Annotated in this window: 1 protein-coding gene (only partly in view); it reads right to left on the bottom strand. The window is 70.2% G+C overall.

The genetic code is table 11. The annotated features are described in order from the left end of the window. Positions 1–19628, bottom strand: the 5' portion of a protein-coding gene (locus tag ACIQF0_RS03495; protein ID WP_401023989.1) for an SDR family NAD(P)-dependent oxidoreductase. 10153 nt of this gene lie to the left of the window's left edge; the window shows 19628 of its 29781 coding nt (coding positions 1–19628); the start codon lies at positions 19626–19628; its stop codon lies off the left edge, out of view.

Raw genomic sequence — 19628 nt, 5'->3', positions numbered from 1 at the left:
GCGGGCAGATCCGCCACCACGTCGGCCGAACCGAACAGCTCGGCGTGCAGGTGATCGGCCAGCGCGATCGCCGTGGGGTAGTCGAACACCAGCGTCGCCGGCAGCCGCAGCCCGGTCGCCTCGGTCAGCTGGTTGCGCAGCTCGACGGCGGTCAGCGAGTCGAACCCGAGGTCCTGGAACGCCCGCGTCGCGTCCACCGCGTCGATCGAGGCGTGGCCCAGCACCGAGGACACCTGCGTGCGCACCAGGTCGACGAGAGCCGAGTGCCGGTCGGCGACGTCCATCGCGCCGAGCTTCTGCACCAACCCGGAAGCGGTGGCGGACCCCGCCGCCGCACGCCGCGCCCTGACCCGGATCAGCCCCTGCAGCAACGGTGCCACCGCACCCCGTGCCCGCAGCGTCGCGAGGTCGAGCCGCACCGGAACGGTCAGCGCCGCCCCGCTCGTCACAGCCGAGTCGAACAGCTCCAGCCCCTGCTCGACCGTGATCGGCGGCATGCCGGCGGCGGTCATCCGCGCGGCCTCGGCCTCGGTCAGCTCGCCGGTCATCCCGCTGACACCGGCCCACACACCCCACGCCATCGACGTCGCGGGCAGCCCGGATGCCTTGCGGTGCGCGGAAAGCGCGTCGAGGAACGCATTGCCCGCCGCGTAGTTCGCCTGCCCGGCGTTGCCGAACACACCAGCGGCCGACGAGAACACCACGAACGCCGTAAGGTCCTTGGCCAACTCATGCAGGTGCCACGCGGCATCAGCCTTGGGCTTGAGCACGTTCGCGACGCGCTCCGACGTCATCGACTCGATCACGCCGTCATCCAGCACACCGGCCGCGTGCACGACACCTCGGATCTCGTGCTGAGCAAGGAGTTCCGCGACAGCGTCCCGGTCAGTCACGTCACACGCGGCAACGGTGACTTGCGCTCCCAACGCCTCCAGCTCGGCCGTGTCGGCCTGACCGCGACGACTGACGAGCAGCAGCTCCCGAACCCCGTGCGCCTCAACGAGATGCTTCGCGACGACCGCACCCAGCCCGCCGGTACCGCCGGTGACCAGGACCTTGCCTTCCCACCGAACCTCGGACTCACCGGTGACCCGCGCCAGCCGCGCGGCCAGCACCTCGCCGTCCCGCACCACCAGCTGCGGCTCGTCGACCCCGAACGCCACGGAAACCATTGCGGTGGAGAGGTTGTTGCCGCACAGGTCGATCAGTCCGAACCGCTCCGGGTGCTCGGACTGCGCCGACCGCACCAGCCCCCAGACCGCCGCGGCCCCCATGTCCTCACCGCTGGTCGCACCGCGCGTGACGAACGTGAGCCTGCCGTCCTTACCGCTGCTGATCCACTCCTGCACCAACCCCAGCACGCGCGACGTGTTGCGATGCGTGCTGCCGAGCACGTCCTCCGACCCCACGATCGGCACCAGCACAAGCCCCGCGTCGGTGTCGGCGATCGAGTCGACGACCGGGAACCCGAGGTCGAGCACGTCCGGCCCGAGCACCGCGACCGACGCGGGCGCGGCGACGTCCTCCTGCGTGACCGGCACCCACTCGAGCCCGAACAGCTCGCTCTGCCTGGCCTCGCCGAGCTGTTCGACGTTCACGGCCCGCACGATCACGGCCTCGACCGTGGCGACCGGTGCACCCGTGACGTCGGCCAGCGCGATCGTCCTGCGCATGCCGCTCTCGTCGCGGGTCAGCTTGACGCGCAGTTCGCTCGCCCCGGTGGCGTGCAGCGTCACGCCCTCCCACGAGAACGGCAGACCGGCGTCGAGCGTCTCGTCCAGCAACGCGGCGTGCAGCGCCGAGTCGAGCAACGCCGGATGCAGCCCGTACGCGGCACCGTCGACGTCCTCCGGCAACGCGAGCTCGGCGTAGATCTCCCCGCCGGCCCGCCAGGCCGCCTTGAGGTTCTGGAACGCGTGCCCGTAGGCGAACCCGGCACTCGCGAACCGCTCGTAGCACTCCTCGTAGTCCATCGCCACGGCCCCGGCAGGCGGCCAGACGGCGGCGTCGAAGTCGCTGCCGCTCGTGCCACTGGCCAGGAAACCGGTCGCGTGCTGCGTCCACGGCAAGTCCGGCGCGTCCTCAGGCCGTGAGTGGATCGCGTACTGCCGACGACCGTTGCTCTCCGCACCGACCTTCAACTGCACCTGCACGGCGCCGCGCTCCGGCAGAACGAGCGGCGCGGCCAGCGTGAGGTCGTCGACCCGGTCGAGCCCGACCTCGTCCCCGGCCCGCATCGCGAGCTCGATCAGGACGGCGGCCGGCACCAGGTTGCGCCCCATGATCACGTGGTCCGCGAGCCACGGGTGCGTGCTCAGCGACACCCGGCTGGTGAACACGACGCCTTCGCCCTCGGCCAGTTCCACCGACGCGCCGAGCAACGGGTGCCCGACGCTGACCAGCCCGAGCCCGGACGCGTCCGACGCCTTCCCGGCACTCGCCGGCCAGTACCGCTGCCGGTTGAACGGGTAGGTGGGCAGCTCGACGCGCTTGCCGCCACCGTAGAACCGCGCCCAATCAACATTGATTCCGTCAACATGTACATGACTCAGTGCAGTCAACATTGACTCAACATCGGACTTGACCCGCGTCAACGTCGGAATCAACCCGTCAACCATCGCCGTCAACTGCGCGTCCGGCCCGACCTCGACCAGCGTCACGTCACCCAACGCCGTCACGTTGTCGTGGAAGCGCACGGCGTCCCGAACGTGGTTCACCCAGTAGTCGACGGTCGTGACATCGCCGGATGTCGACATTCCTACAACCGGCTCGTGGAACGTCAGCGCGCTGATCGCCTCGTGGAAGTCCTCCAGCATCGGCTCCATGAGCGGCGAGTGGAACGCGTGCGACACCTTCAGCCGCTTGCTCTTCCACCGCTCCGCGACTGCCAGCACCTCCGCCTCAACACCGGCGATCACCACAGACCGCGGCCCGTTGACGGCGGCGATGGACACACCGTCCGTCAGGTGCTCACGCACCTCGTCCTCGGACGCGATGACGGACACCATCGCGCCACCGGCCGGCAACGCCTGCATGAGCGCCGAACGCGCCGTCACCAGCAGGCACGCGTCGTCCAGGCTCAGCACACCCGCGACGTGCGCGGCGGCGATCTCACCGATGGAATGCCCGGCAAGCTGCGAAGGCCGCACCCCGAACGACTCCAGCAACCGGAACAACGCCACCTCGACCGCGAAGATCGCAGGCTGCGCGTACCCGGTCTGGTTCAGCGCCTCGGCATCATCGCCCCACATGACCTCGCGCAACGCGGGGTCGAGGTTGACCAACGCGGCGTCCAACGCCTCGGCGAACACCGGGAACGCGTCATACAGCTCACGCCCCATGCCAACGCGCTGCGACCCCTGCCCGGAGAACACGAACGCAAGCGGCCGGTTCCGCACCACACCACTGGCAAGCTCGACGCCGTTCCACACCACCGCCCGGTGGTCGAACAACGCCCGCGTGGTCGCCAGCGAGAACCCGGCGTCCACAGCGGACACACCACTCGCCACGAGCGCGCCGACCTGCTCGACCTGCGCCCGCAACGACGCCGCCGACTTGGCCGACACCACCAGCGGCGCCCCCACGACCTGAATCGATCCCGGCTGGCCGGCCCCCAGGGGGCTCGAGGCCCCCATCTCAATCATCTCAGGCAGGTCCGACAATTCCTGAGCGTCCGGGGCTTCCAAGATCACGTGCGCGTTCGTGCCGGAAACACCGAACGACGAGACGGCGGCGCGGCGGGCACGAGACACCTCGGGCCACGAAGCGTTGCCGGTCAGGAGCTGAACCGACCCCGCCTCCCAGTCCACGTGGGACGACGGCGCGTCGACGTGCAGCGTCTGCGGCACGACGCCGTGCCGCAGCGCCTGCACCATCTTGATCACGCCGGCGACACCGGCCGCGGCCTGGGTGTGACCGATGTTGGACTTGATCGAACCGAGCAGCAGCGGCGACGGCCGGTCCTGCCCGTAGGTCGCGAGCAGCGCCTGCGCCTCGATCGGGTCACCCAGAGACGTACCGGTGCCGTGCGCTTCGACGACGTCGACGTCCGCAGTGGACAGACCGGCGGACGCCAGCGCCTGCCGGATCACCCGTTGCTGCGAAGGTCCGTTGGGCGCGGTCAGGCCGTTGGAAGCGCCGTCCTGGTTGACCGCCGAGCCGCGCACGACAGCCAACACGTTGTGGCCGTTGCGAACAGCGTCAGACAGTCGCTCCAGCACGACCACGCCGACCCCCTCGGACCAGCCGACGCCATCGGCGGAGTCGGAGAACGCCTTGCAGCGGCCGTCCGGCGACAGCCCGCGCTGCCGCGAGAATCCGATGAACGCGCCGGGAGAAGCCAGCACGGTCACACCACCGGCCAGCGCCAGCGAGCACTCACCGGCGCGGAGAGCCTGCATCGCCCAGTGCATCGCGACCAACGACGACGAACACGCCGTGTCGAGCGTGACCGCGGGCCCCTCGAAGCCGAACGTGTAGGAGACACGGCCCGACACCACCGAAGGCGAACCGCCGGTCGTCTGGTAACCCTCGGAATCTCCTTCGAGCAGCAGCGAGTAGTCGTTGTACATGACACCGGCGAACACACCGGTCGGGCTGCCCTTCAGCGCGACGGGGTCGATCCCCGACCGCTCCAAGGCCTCCCACGACGCCTCGAGCAGCAGACGTTGCTGCGCGTCGGTCGACACCGCCTCCCGCGGCGACATGCCGAAGAACTCCGGGTCGAACTGGTCGGCGTCGTGCAGGAAGCCGCCGGACTTCGTGTACGAGGTGCCGATGTGGTCGGGGTCCGGGTGGTAGAGCGAGTCGAGGTCCCAGCCGCGGTTGGACGGGAACTCGGTGATGGCGTCGCGGCCGTCGACCACGAGGTCCCACAGCTGTTCCGGTGAGGCAACGCCGCCGGGGTAGCGGCAGGCCATGCCGACGATCACGATCGGATCGTCCGAAGTGGACGTCAGCGCGGGCAGCTCCGGCACCGCGTCCGAGGCGCCGAACAGCTCGTCGCGCAGGAAACCGGCGAGCACCGCGGACGTCGGGTAGTCGAAGATCAGCGTGCTCGGCAGGCGCAGGCCGGTGACACCGGTCAGGCGGTTGCGCAGGTCGACCGCGGTCAGCGAGTCGAAACCGAGGTCCTGGAACGCCTTCGCCGGGTCCACCGCGGCGACGCCGTCATGCCCGAGCACTGCCGCGACCTCGGTGCGCACCAGGTCGAGCAGCGCGGTGAGCCGTGCCTCCGGCGCCATCGCGGTGAGGCGCCGCACCAGTCCCGAGTCGGCCTGGGCCGCCGCGCGACGGGCCTTCGTGCGGATCAGTCCGCGCAGCAGCGGGCGGATCTCGTGGTGGCCGCGCAACGTCGCGAGGTCCAGGCGCAACGGCAGCAGCACCGCGTCCTCACCGGCGATCGCCGCGTCGAACAGCGCGAGCCCCTGCTCCACCGACAGCGGCGGCGTTCCGCCCCGTGCCATGCGTTCGGCGTCGGCCTCGGACAGCATGCCGGTCTGGTCCCACGCGCCCCACGCCAGCGACACCGCCAGCAGCCCGGCCGAACGCCGGTGCTGTGCCAAGGCGTCGAGGAACGCGTTGCCCGCCGCGTAGTTCGCCTGCCCCGCCGCACCGAACGTGCCGGCGGCGCTGGAGAAGAGAACGAAGTTGTCGAGGTTCTTGGTGAGCTCGTGCAGGTTCCAGGCAGCATCGACCTTGGGCTTGAGCACGGCCGACAACCGCTCCGGCGTGAGTGACTCGATCACGCCGTCGTCCAGCACGCCGGCGGTGTGCACGACGCTGCGGACCTTGTGCTTCTTCAACACCTTCTGCAACGCCTTGCGGTCACTGACATCGCACGCGACGACGGCGACCTTGGCGTCCAAATCGGACACTTCCGCCTTGCCGGTGCGACTGACCAGCACCAGTTCCTGGACGCCGTACCGTTCGACGAGGTGCTTCGCGATCACCCGGCCCAGCCCGCCGGTACCGCCGGTGATCAGCACCGGCCCGGTGAACTCGCCCGGCTCCGCCGCCTCGGCCCGCGCGAGCCGTGCCACGGAAACCTGACCGTCCCGCACCCGCAGTTGCGGCTCGTCGATCGCGAGAACCCGCTCGGACACCTCGGCATCGGTGTCGATGAGAGTGAACCGGCCGGGGTGCTCGTTCTGCGCGGCACGGACCAGTCCGTGCACCGCGCTCGCGGCCAGATCGTCCTGCCGTGTCACGAACACGAGCCGTTCAGCGCGCTCCTCGGCAACCCAGCGCTGCACCAACTCCAGCGCACGGGCAGCGAGAGCGTGCGTCTGCGCGACGACGTCCCCGTCGCCAACGAACTCCTCCACACACACGGCGGCCGCACCGGCGTTGGGCAGCGACACCGGCACCCAGTCGAGCCGGAACAATGAGTCGCGATCCACCGCGCTCACCTGCTGCCCGGACACCGCCCGCGTCACCAGCGACGCGATCGTCGCGACCGGAGCGCCCGTCGTGTCGGCGACCGCGATCACCCACGCGTCCCCGTCGCGCCGCAGCCTCACCCGGACCGACGCCGCGCCGGTGGCGTGCAGCGACACGCCTTCCCACGAGAACGGCAGCCCTGCCTCGGCCCCGTCGAAGAACCCACCGGCGTGCAGCGTGGCGTCGAGCAGCGCCGGGTGCAGGCCGAACGCCGCCCCGTCCACGTCCTCGGGCAGCGCGACCTCGGCGAACACCTCGCCGTCCCCGCGCCACACCGCTCGCAGTCCCTGGAACACCGGCCCGTACTCGAAGCCGTTCTCCGCGAACCGCTCGTAAGCCCCTTCAACGTCAACGTCAACGCTCTCCGCGTCCGGCGGCCAGGCGGTCGCGTCGAAGTCACCGGCAGACGCGCCACTCGCCAGGAAGCCGGTGGCGTGCTGCGTCCACGGCGAGTTCTCGCCATCCGGTCGTGAGAAGACTCCGACCGTGCGACGCCCGTTCTCCTCCTCGCCCACCGCGACCTGAACCCGCACCGCACCCTGCTCGGGCAGCACGAGCGGCGCGGCCAGCGTCAACTCGTCGACGCGATCGAGCCCGACCTCGTCACCCGCGCGAACCGCAAGCTCCAGGAACGCGGTGCCCGGCAACAACACCTGTCCGAACACGCGGTGATCCGCGAGCCACGGGTGCGAGCCCAGCGACAACCGGCTCGTGAACAGCACCCCGTCCGCTCCAGCGACGTCGACCGCCGCCCCGAGCAACGGGTGCTCCACCCGCGTGAGCCCGAGCGCGCCGACGTCACCGGCCCTGCGCACCGCCTTCGGCCAGAACATCTGGTGCTCGAACGCGTAGGTGGGCAGATCGACCTTCCGTCCACCTGTGTACAGCGGCGTCCAGTCAACATTGATTCCGTCAACATGTACTTGACCGAGTGCGGTCAACATTGACGCGACTTCACCGCGGTCACGCCTCAACACGGGCGTCGAGCCGTCCACCATCGCGCTCAACTGGGCGTCCGGCCCGACCTCGACCAGCGTGACGTCACCCAGCCGAGTGACGTTCTCGTGGAATCGCACCGCGTCCCGGACGTGGTTCACCCAGTAGTCGACGGTGGTGACATCGCCGGAGGTCGACATTCCGACAACGGGATCGCGGAACTCGATCCCGCTGATCGCCTCACGGAAGTCGTCCAGCATCGGTTCCATCAACGGCGAGTGGAACGCGTGCGACACCTTCAGCCGCTTGCTCTTCCACTTGGCCGCGACAGCCAGCACCTCGTCTTCAACACCGGCGATCACGACCGTGCGCGGCCCGTTGACCGCCGCGATCGAGACGCCAGCGGTGAGGTGCGGGGTGACCTCGGCTTCGGAAGCGATGACGGACACCATCGCGCCACCGACCGGCAACGCCTGCATGAGAGCCGCCCGCGCCGTGACAAGCAAACACGCGTCCTCAAGGCTCAACACACCCGCGACGTGCGCCGCCGCGATCTCCCCGACCGAGTGCCCGACCAGGTGGTCCGGCCGCACCCCGAACGACTCGATCAACCGGTACAGCGCCACCTCGACGGCGAACAACGCCGGCTGCGCGACCCCGGTCTGGTTCAGCGCCTCCTGGTCGTCGCCCCACATGACCTCGCGCAGCGCGGGGTCGAGGTTGACCAGCGCGGCGTCGAACGCCTCCGCGAACACCGGGAACGCCTCGTACAGCTCACGCCCGGCCCCGATCCGCTGCGCCCCCTGCCCGGAGAACAGGAACGCCAACGGCCTGCCCGCCGCCACACCTTCCGCGACGACCTCACCGCCGAGCACCACGGCCCGGTGGTCGAACAGCGCTCGCGTGGTAGCCAGCGAGAACCCGACGTCCACAGCGGACACACCACTGCCCACCAACGCCGTGATCCGCTCAACCTGCGCCCGCAACGCCGCCGCGGACTTCGCCGACACCACCAACGGCACCGCTTCGAACAACGGCACAGCGCCGACCCGCGGAATCGATTCGGACTGGCCGGCCCCCAGGGGGTCGCGAGCCCCCATCCCAATCATCTCAGGCAGGTCTGACAATTCCGGAGCGTCCGGAGCCTCCAAGATCACGTGCGCGTTCGTGCCAGAAACGCCGAACGACGAGACGCCAGCGCGACGTGCGCGCGACACCGAAGGCCACGTACGCGACGAGGTCAGCACCTCGACGGCGCCGGACTCCCAGTCGACCTGCGTGGTCGGCGTGCCGACGTGCAGCGTCTCGGGCAGCACGCCGTGGCGCAGCGCCTGCACCATCTTGATCACGCCCGCGACACCGGCGGCCGCCTGCGTGTGGCCGATGTTCGACTTGATCGAGCCCAGGTAGAGCGGCTCGGCGCGGTCCTGCCCGTACACCGCCAGCAGCGCCTGTGCCTCGATCGGGTCACCGAGCTTGGTGGCGGTGCCATGCGCCTCGACGGCGTCGACATCCGCCGGCGACAACCCGGCCGAAGCCAGCGCGGAACGGATCACGCGTTGCTGCGACGGACCGTTCGGCGCGGTCAAGCCGTTGGACGCGCCGTCCTGGTTGACCGCCGAGCCGCGCACGACCGCCAGCACCGTGTGGCCGTTGCGAACAGCATCAGACTGGCGTTCCAGCACCAGCAGACCGACGCCCTCGCCCCAGCCGGTGCCGTCCGCGTCGTCGGAGAACGCCTTGCACCGTCCGTCCACGGAAAGCCCGCGCTGACGGGAGAACTCGACGTAGGTGGTGGGCGTCGACATCACCGTCACGCCGCCGGCCACGGCCAGCGAGCACTCCCCCGAGCGCAACGCCTGCGAAGCCAGATGCAGTGCCACCAAAGACGAAGAGCACGCGGTGTCGACCGTGACGGCCGGGCCCTCGAAGCCGAACGTGTAGGAGACACGGCCCGAAGCGATCGAACCCGCGCTGCCCTGACCCTGGTGCCCCTCGAACTCGCCACCGTCCAGAATGGACGCGTAGTCGTTGTACATGACACCGGTGAACACGCCGGTCGCACTGCCGCGCAACGAGGCCGGGTCGATCCCGGAGCGCTCCAGCGCCTCCCAGGTGGTCTCGAGCAGCAGGCGCTGCTGCGAGTCCGTGGCCAGCGCCTCGCGCGGCGACATCCCGAAGAACGCCGGGTCGAAGGCCCCCGCCTCGTGCAGGAAGCCACCGGCGATCGAGTAGGTCGTGCCCGCGTGGTCGGGGTCCGGGTGGTAGATGCCGTCGACGTCCCAGCCTCGGTTGACCGGGAACTCCGTGATCGCGTCGACGCCCTCGGCCACGAGCCGCCACAGGTCCTCCGGCGACGACACGCCTCCGGGATAGCGGCAGGCCATGCCGACGATCACGATCGGATCGTCCGAAGTGGACACCAGAGCGGGCAGAGACGACACCGCGTCCACAGCCCCGAACAGCTCGTCCTTCAGGAAACCGGCGAGCACGGCGGCGGTCGGGTAGTCGAACGTCAGCGTCGCGGGCAGGCGCAACCCGGTGACCTCGCCGAGGCGGTTGCGCAGTTCGACCGCGGTCAGCGAGTCGAAGCCCAGCGACTGGAAAGCGCGCGACGGGTCGATCGTCTCGCCGTCGCTGTGTCCGAGCACCGCGCCGACCTCGGCCCGGACCAGGTCCAGCAACGCCTCCAGACGGCCGGTGTCGTCGAGGCCGGTCAGCTTCCGCACCAGCGACGACGACGTGCCGGACGCCGCCACCCGACGAGTGCGGACCTTCACCAGCCCCTGCAGCACGGCCGGAACCTCGCCGCGCGCACGGAACACCGGCAGATCCAGCCGCAGCGGCAACACGAGCGCGGCACCCGAAGACAATGCGGCGTCGAAGAGTTCGACGCCTTCCGCGGGCGTGATCGGCGGCATGCCCGACTTGGCGAGCCGCTCGGCATCAGCGCCGGACAGCATGCCCGTCTCCGCCCACGCGCCCCACGCCAGCGACACGCCCGGCAGGCCCAGCGAACGGCGGTGCTCGACCAACGCGTCGAGGAACGTGTTGCCCGCCGCGTAGTTGCCCTGGCCCGAGGAACCGAAGATGCCCGCACCGGACGAGTAGACGACGAACGCCGAAACGTCGCCTGCAAGCTCGTGCAGGTTCCACGCGGCATCGACCTTGGGACGCAACACGTTCGACAGACGCTCTGGCGTGAGCGACTCGATGACGCCGTCGTCCAGAACGCCCGCGGTGTGCACGATGGAACGGATCCGATGCCCCGCAAGGAGGTTCGCGACGGCGTGCCGGTCGACGACATCGCAGGCCGCGACCGTGATCGACGCGTCCAGCTCCGCCACCCAGTCCGGCGTCTCACCGCGACGGCTGGCCAGCACCAGTTCGCGAACACCATGTGCGGCCACGAGATGCCGCGCGACGACCTGGCCGAGCCCACCGGTACCGCCGGTGATCAGCACAGGTCCTTCCAGCACAACGCTCTCGCCGGCGGCGACGCGGGCGACGCGCGGCACGAAGACCTCGCCGCCCCGCACCCGCAGCTGCGGCTCGGCACTCGCGAGCGCCGCGTCCGGCAGGTCGCCGTCGATCTCGATCAACGCGAATCGTCCGGGGTGTTCCGACTGCGCGGCCCGCACGAGTCCCCAGACCGCCGAAGCACCCAGATCGCCTTGCCTCGTCACGAAAACGAGCTTCTCGGCACGTTCGGCCGCGATCCACTCCTGGATCTTCGCGAGCGCCTGAGCCGTCACCGCGTGCGCGGCCTCGACCGGAGAGCCTTCCGTCTCGACGCGTTCGACGACGTGGGCCGCCGGAACCGCCTCGGTGAGGGTGATCGGCACCCAGTCCAGCCCGAACAACGCGTCCTGCGCGGCGCTGAGCCGCGGTGCCGACACGGCCCGCGTGACGAGCGACCCGACCGTCGCGACCGGCGTACCGACGGTGTCGGCGAGGGCGATCTCCATGGAACTGTCGCTCGTGGTCCGCAGCCGCACCCGCAACGACGTGGCGCCGACCGCGTGCAGTGCGACGCCTTCCCACGAGAACGGCACCGCGCCCTCGGTCCGCTGGTCGGCGAACGCGACCGCGTGCAGCGCCGCGTCCAGCAGCGCCGGGTGGATGCCGAAGCCGGTGGCGGTGACGTCCTCGGGCAGCGCGACCTCGGCGAACACCTGGTCGCCCAGCCTCCACGCGGCCCGCAGCCCCTGGAACGCGTGCCCGTAGTCGAACCCGAGTTCCGCGAACCGCTCGTACGCGCCGTCGATCTGCACGGCTTCCGCGCCCGTGGGCGGCCACGTCGAGGTGTCGAAGTCCGCGGTCGTGGCGCCGGACGTCAGGAAGCCGGACGCGTGCTCGGTCCACGGCAGGTCGCTGTCCTCTGGACGGCTGTGGATCGCCACCGCCCGCCGGTCACCGTCCCCGCCGACCCGGATCTGCACCTGAACGGCACCGGACTCGGGCAGCACGAGCGGCGCCGCGATCGTCAGCTCGTCCACTCGATCGAGGCCCACCTCGTCCGCGGCGCGCAGCGCGAGTTCGACGAGTGCCGCGCCGGGCACGAGGACCTTGCCGTGCAGCGAGTGGTCCCGCAGCCACGGGTGGGTGCGCGGCGACAGCCTGCTCGTGAACAGCAGACCTTCTCCCCCGGCGAGCTCGACGGCGGCACCGAGCAGCGGGTGCTCGACCGCGCCGAGACCGGCCGACCGGACATCCGAGCGCGTGGACACCTCCGGCCAGAACGTTCGCTGCTCGAACGCGTAAGTCGGCAGGTCGATCTTCCGGCCATGTTGACAGAACCGGTTCCAATCAACGTTGACGCCGTCAACGTTGATTCGACTCAATGCCGTCAACATTGACTTGACCTCGTCAACGTTGCGCCGCACCGCGGGCACGCAGCCGTCCACCATCGCGGACAGCACGCCGTCCGGCCCGATCTCCACGAACTTCAGATCACCCAACGCGGTGACGTTGTCGTGGAAGCGGACCGTGTCGCGGACGTGGTTCACCCAGTAGTCGACGGTGTCGACATCGCCGGATGTCGACATTCCTACGACCGGCTCGTGGAACGTCAGCCCGCTGATCGCCTCGCGGAAGTCGTCCAGCATCGGCTCCATCAACGGCGAGTGGAACGCGTGGCTGACCTTGAGCCGCTTGTTCTTCCACTTCTGCGCGATGGCGAGCACTTCTTCTTCGACGCCGGCGATCACCACGGACCGAGGCCCGTTGACCACCGCGATGGACACGCCATCGGTCAGGTGCTCGCGCACCTTCTTCTCGGAGGCGACCACGGACACCATGGCGCCACCGGCAGGCAACGCCTGCATGAGCGACGCACGCGCCGTCACGAGCTGACAGGCGTCTTCGAGGCTGAACACGCCGGCGACGTGCGCGGCGGCGATCTCGCCGATGGAGTGGCCCGCGATGTGGCGCGGCTTCACGCCGTAGAACTCGAACAGCCGATACAGCGCGACCTGGAACGCGAACAGCGCAGGTTGCGCGACCCCTGTCTGGTTGAGCGCCTCCTGGTCGTCACCCCACATGACCTCGCGGACGGCCGGGTCGAGGTTGGCCAGCACCGCGTCGAGCGCCTCGGCGAACACGGGGAACGCCGCGTACAGCTCACGCCCCATGCCGATCCGCTGCGACCCCTGCCCGCTGAACAGGAACGCCGTCTCGCCGGGCGTGGCGACACCGCGAGCCAGCACCTCACCACCGAGCACCACGGCCCGGTGGTCGAACAACGCGCGCGTGGTCAGCAACGAGAACGCGATGTCCGCCGCGTCTCCCGGCCACGCCTTGATCCGCTCGACCTGCCCGGCCAACGCGTCCGCCGAGCGCGCCGACACCACGTAGGGCACGAGGTCCTGCTGAATCGATCCCGGTTGGCGGGCCCCCAGGGGGCCGCGAGCCCCCATCTCAATCATCTCAGGCAGGTCTGACAGTTCCGGCGCGCTCGGCGCTTCCAAGATCACGTGCGCGTTCGTGCCCGAGACGCCGAACGACGAGACCCCGGCGCGACGCGGGCGGGAGACGGAAGGCCAGGTCGTCGCGGCCGTGACCAGGGAGACCTCGCCCGCGGTCCAGTCGATGTGGGTCGACGGCTGGTCGACGTGCAGGGTCGCGGGCACGACGCCGTGACGCATCGCGTGGACCATCTTGATGATGCCGGCGACACCGGCGGCGGCCTGGGTGTGGCCGATGTTCGACTTGATGGAGCCGAGCAGCAGCGGCGACGGCCGGTCCTGGCCGTACACGGCGAGCAGCGCCTGCGCCTCGATCGGGTCACCCAGGGTGGTGCCGGTGCCGTGCGCTTCGACGACGTCGACGTCGGTCACGGAAAGCCCGGCCGAAGCCAGCGCGGAGCGGATCACGCGTTGCTGCGACGGGCCGTTCGGCGCGGTCAGGCCGTTCGAGGCGCCGTCCTGGTTGACCGCCGAGCCCCGCACGACCGCCAGCACGGTGTGCCCGTTCCTGACAGCGTCGGACTGGCGTTCCAGCACCAGCAGACCGACGCCCTCGCCCCAGCCGGTGCCGTCGGCGGCGTCGGCGAACGACTTGCAGCGGCCGTCCATCGCGAGACCGCGCTGTTTGGAGAACGCGACAAACGAGCCCGGCGTCGACATCACGGTCACGCCGCCGGCCAGTGCCAGCGAGCATTCGCCGTTGCGCAGAGCCGAAGACGCGAGGTGCAGTGCCACCAAAGAAGAAGAGCAAGCCGTGTCGACGGTGACGGCGGGGCCCTCCAGTCCGAAGGTGTAGGCGACACGGCCGGACAGGACGCTCTGTGCGGTGCCAGTGCCCTGGTAGCCCTCGAAGATGTCGTCGGACACCAAAGTCGAGTAGTCGTTGGACATCACGCCCGCGAACACGCCCGTTTTGGAGCCACGAACGGAAGCCGGGTCGATGCCCGCACGCTCGAAGGCCTCCCACGCGGTGCGCAGCAGCAGCCGGTGCTGCACGTCCGTGGCGAGTGCCTCGCGCGGGGACATGCCGAAGAAGTCCGGGTCGAACGACGGGGCGTCGTGCAGGAACCCGCCCTGCATCACGTGGGTCTTGCCGGCGGCGTCCGGGTCCGGGTCGAAGAGCCCGTCGAGGTCCCAGCCGCGGTTCGACGGGAAGCCCGTGACGCCGTCGCGCTCCTCGAACACCAGGCGCCACAGGTCTTCCGGCGACGCCACGCCGCCTGGGTAGTGGCAGGCCATGCCGACGATCACAATCGGGTCGTCGGAAACGGCTCCAGCGACCACTTCCGGCACGAACACGTCCGCGCCGAACAACTCGTCCACCAGGTAGGAGGCGAGGGCGCCCGCGGTCGGGTAGTCGAAGATCAGGGTCGCGGGCAGGCGGATGCCGGTCGACGCGGTCAGGCGGTTGCGCAGCTCGACGGCGGTCAGCGAGTCGAACCCGAGACCCTGGAACGTGCGGGTGCGATCCACTTCGGACGCGCTGCCGTGGCCGAGCACGGCGGCGACCTCGGTGGCGACCAGTCCCAGCAACGCTTCCAGCCGGGCGTCGGAGCCGAGCCTCGACAGTTCGGCGACAAGTCCTTCCGCGGCAACGGACTGGGCGGCTGCGCGCCGCTTCGGGGTCTTGATCAGGCCGCGCAGCAACGGCGGCGGCGTGCCCTGGGCGCGCAACGCGGGAAGATCCAGGCGAAGCGGCAGCAGGAAAGCGTCCGATCCGGCGGCACCGGCGTCGAACAGGGCCAGGCCCTCGGCGACCTTCAGCGGAGGCATGCCGGACCGGGCGATGCGCTGCATGTCGGCGTCCGACATCGCGGCGGTCATGCCCGAGGTCTGTTCCCAGGCGCCCCACGCCAGCGCGACGGCGTGTTGCCCGGATGCGCGGCGGACACGAGCGAGAGCATCGACGAACGCGTTGGCAGCGGCGTAGTTCGCCTGTCCAGCGCCGCCGAACGTACCCGCGGCCGACGAGAACAGCACGAAAGGCACGTCGGGCAGCAACTCGTGCAGGTGCAGAGCCGCGTCCGCCTTCGGGCCCAGGACAACGCCGATGCGCTCCGGCGTCAAAGATTCAACGACACCGTCGTCCAGCACTGCGGCCGTGTGCACGACGCCGCCGACGGAGTGCCGCGACAGCAACGATTCCAGCGCCGAACGGTCGGAGACGTCACACGCCTCGACGATCACGTCCGCGCCCAGCTCCCGCAACGCCGAGACGTCAGCGGAGCCGCTGCGCGAGACCAACAGCAGCTCACGAACACCGTGCTCCGCAACGAGGTGCCGGGCCACCAGCTGACCGAGCCCGCCGGTCCCACCGGTGATGAGCACGCGACCCGACCAGGACAACTGCGAGGTGGGCAGCGCGGCACGGGCGAGGCGGGCGGCCAGAACGACACCGTCGCGGATCGCCAGCACCGGCTCGTCGGTCGTCAACGCGTGCAGCACCGCACCGACGGAGGCGTCGGAGAAGTCCAGGTCCACCAGCACGAAACGGCCGGGGTGCTCGGACTGCGCCGACCGCACCAGTCCACGCGCGGCGGCCGCGGCGAGATCGTCGCCGTCCACCGCGCCGCGCGTCACGAACGCGAGCCTGCCCTCAGGCCGCGTCACGAACTCCTGGATCAGCGCCAACACCCGCGCACACGTCTCGCGAACATCCGTGCCGACCACAGGAACCAGCGTCAAATCGGCATCGGTCAACTCGGAGACGACCGGACCGGCGGCCAGCGACAGCACGTCCGGCCCGAGCACCACGACGGACTGCTCCCCGAACCCGGCCGGCAACTCGACAGGCGCCCACTCGATGCGGAACAACGAGTCGCGCTCGACCCCGGACCCCAGCTCGTCAACGGGAACCGGCCGCGTCTGCAGAGCCTCCACGGACGCAACAGGTGCGCCGGTCGCGTCGGCGACGGCGATCTCCATCGAGCCGTCCTCGCCGCGCGACAGCCGCACCCGCACCGCGGAAGCACCTGACGCGTGCAGCGACACGCCCTGCCAGGAGAACGGCAGTCCACCGCGGCTGATCGAGCCGAGGTCACCGAACCCCGCAGCGTGCATGCCGGCGTCCAGCAAGGCCGGGTGCAGCCCGAACGCGCCGCCATCAACGTCCTCGGGCAGTGACACCTCGGCGTAGACGACGCCGTCACCGCCGCGCCAGACCGCTTGCAGGCCCTGGAAAACCGGGCCGTAGTCGAAGCCCATGTCGGTGAAGCGCTCGTACGACCCGGCGATGTCGACGGACTCGGCACCGGCGGGCGGCCACACCGAGGCGTCGAACGACACCGCGTTGGTGCCCGAGCCGAGCACGCCGGAAGCGTGCTGAAGCCAAGGCGTGTCAACGGAACCCTCGGCTCGCGAGAAGATCGCGACGCTGCGCTTGCCCTCGGCGTCGGCCGCGCCGACGGAGACCTGCACCTGGGCGGCGGTGTCCGGCGTCAGCACGAGGGGCGCGGCGAGCGTGAGTTCCTCGACGCGGTCGCAGCCGACCTCGTCCGCCGCGCGAACGGCGAGTTCCAGGAATGCGGTGCCGGCGAACAGAACCCGGCCCGTCACGACGTGATCCGCGAGCCAGGGGTGCGTCGCCAGCGACAACCGGGACGTGAACAGGTGGCCCGACGAGCCGGCCAGCTCGACGGCCGCGCCGAGCAGCGGGTGACCGACCGAGCCGAGGCCCGCGCCGCGCACGTCGCCTGACTGCGTCTTCGGGCGCGGCCAGAACCGCTGCCGCTGGAACGCGTAGGTCGGCAGGTCCGCCTTCTGCGCCCCGGAACCCTCGAACAGCCGGGTCCAGTCCACCGGAACGCCCGCGACGTGCAGCCGCGCCAGCGCCGTCACGAACGCCAGTTCCTCGCCGCGGTCCTTGCGCGCGGTCGGGATCGCGTCGTCGACCATCGCGGCGAGCACGCCGTCCGGACCGACCTCGACGAACGTCTTGTCGCCCAGCGCGGTCACGGTGTCGTGGAACCGCACGGCGTCGCGAACGTGCCGAACCCAGTACTCAGGTTGTTCAACAATCCCACGACCCAACAAAGGAATTGAGGGATTGTTGAACGAAATGCCGGAGATCGCCGCGCGGAAGTCGTCCAGCATCGGCTCCATCAGCGGTGAGTGGAACGCATGGCTGACCTGCAGCTGCTTGACCTTGCGCGGTGCGGCGCCGGCCGCAGGATCGTTGAGTTGTTCAACAATCCTACGTGCCTCTTGTTCCACACCGGCGATGACCAGCGACGCCGGGCCGTTGATCGCGGCGATCGAGACGCCGTCGGTGAGGAGCGGGAGGACCTCGTCCTCCGTGGCCTGCACGGCGATCATCACGCCACCGGCCGGCAGCGCCTGCATGAGCGATGCGCGCGCGGTCACCAGCGCGCAGGCGTCCTCCAGCGAGAACACCCCGGCGACGTGCGCGGCCGCGATCTCACCGATCGAGTGGCCGGCCACCTGCTCCGGCACGAGTCCGAACGACTCCAGCAACCGGAACATGGCGACTTCGAAGGCGAACAACGCGGGCTGCGTGTAGCGGGTCTGCTCCAGCGCCGCGGGGTCGTCACCCCACATCACCGAACGCAGCGCAGGGTCGAGGTGGGTAAGAGCAGCGTCGAACGCGGCGGCGAACACGGGGAACCGGGCGTGCAGCTCACGTCCCATGCCGAGACGCTGCGATCCCTGTCCGGAGAACAGGAACGCGAGCGTGGTCTCGTCGGCGGCCACCCCGCGGGCGAGCTCGGTGCCGTCCGGCAGCACCACGGCACGCTGCTCGAACGACGCCCGCGCCGTCGCCAGCGTGAACGCGATGTCCAGCGGAGACAGGGAGTCCACGACCGCTTGCAGCCGATCCCGTTGCGCGTCCAGGGCAGCCGTGGTGCGACCGGACAGAACCCACGGCAGCACAGCGGGAGCGGACACGACCGGGGCGCCTTCGACGACCAGCGCGGGAGCCTGTTCGAGGATCACGTGCGCGTTCGTGCCGGAGACACCGAACGCGGACACTCCGGCACGCAGCGGGCGGTCGACCGAGGGCCACGGCCGCGCGTCGTGCAGCAACGACACGTTGCCCTTGGTCCAGTCGACCTGGGTCGAGGGCGTGCCGAGGTGCAGGGACCGGGGCAGCAGTCCGTTCTGCAGCGCCATGACGACCTTGATCACACCGGCGACACCCGCGGCCCCCTGGGGGTGACCGATGTTGGACTTGATCGACCCGAGGTAGAGCGGCTCGGCGCGGTCCTGCCCGTACACCGAGAGGATGGCCTGCGCTTCGATCGGGTCGCCCAGCGTGGTTCCGGTGCCGTGCGCCTCGACGGCGTCCACATCGGACGGTGCGAGGCCGCCGTTCTGCAGTGCCTGACGGATGACGCGCTGCTGCGAGGGCCCGTTCGGCGCGGTCAGGCCGTTGGAGGCACCGTCCTGGTTGACGGCGGAACCGCGCACCACGGCGAGGATCTTGTCGCCGGCGCGCTGCGCGTCGGACAGGCGCTTCAGCACCAGCACGCCGACACCCTCGGACCAGCCGGTGCCGTCCGCGTCGTCCGAGAACGCCTTGCAGCGCCCGTTTCCGGCGAGCCCGCCCTGCGAGGTGAAGGCGGCGAACCCGGCGGGCGTCGTCATGACCGCGACACCACCGGCCAGCGCCAGGTCGCACTCACCGGCGCGCAGCGCGGACGAGGCGAGGTGCAGTGCCACCAAAGAAGAAGAGCAGGCGGTGTCGACCGTGACGGCGGGACCTTCCAGTCCCAGCAGGTAGGAGATGCGGCCGGAGAGGACGGAAGCGGCGAACGCGGTCGTGGCGTACAGGCCGACGTCCTCGCCCGAGCGCGAGAGCAGGTCGGCGTAGTCCTGCGAGGTCGTGCCCATGAACACGCCGGTCTTGGTGCCGCGCAACGACTGCGCGTTCACGCCCGCGCGTTCCAGGGCCTCCCAGGCGGTTTCGAGCAGGAGGCGCTGCTGCGGGTCCATGACGACGGCTTCGCGGGGCGAGATGCCGAAGAACCCGGCGTCGAACGACGCCGGGTCTTCGAGGAAACCACCTTCGACGGTGGCGGAGTGGAGATCGGTGACGTCCCAGCCGCGATCGGCGGGGAATCCGCCGATCACGTCCCTGCCTTCCGCGACGACCTGCCAGAGCTCCTCGGGCGAGGCCACCCCGCCGGGGTACCGGCAGCCGATGCCCACGATCGCGATCGGTTCCACCGCTGCGGCGATCAGCTGCTGGTTCTGCTTGCGCAGCCGGTCGATCTCCTTCAGTGACGACCGCAGAGCCTCGACGTACTGGTTAGCAGAGGTGGTCAT

The sequence above is a fragment of the Lentzea sp. NPDC092896 genome (assembly GCF_044754905.1).
GTDB lineage: Bacteria > Actinomycetota > Actinomycetes > Mycobacteriales > Pseudonocardiaceae > Lentzea.
This window is presented reverse-complemented; position numbering and strand designations above follow the sequence as displayed.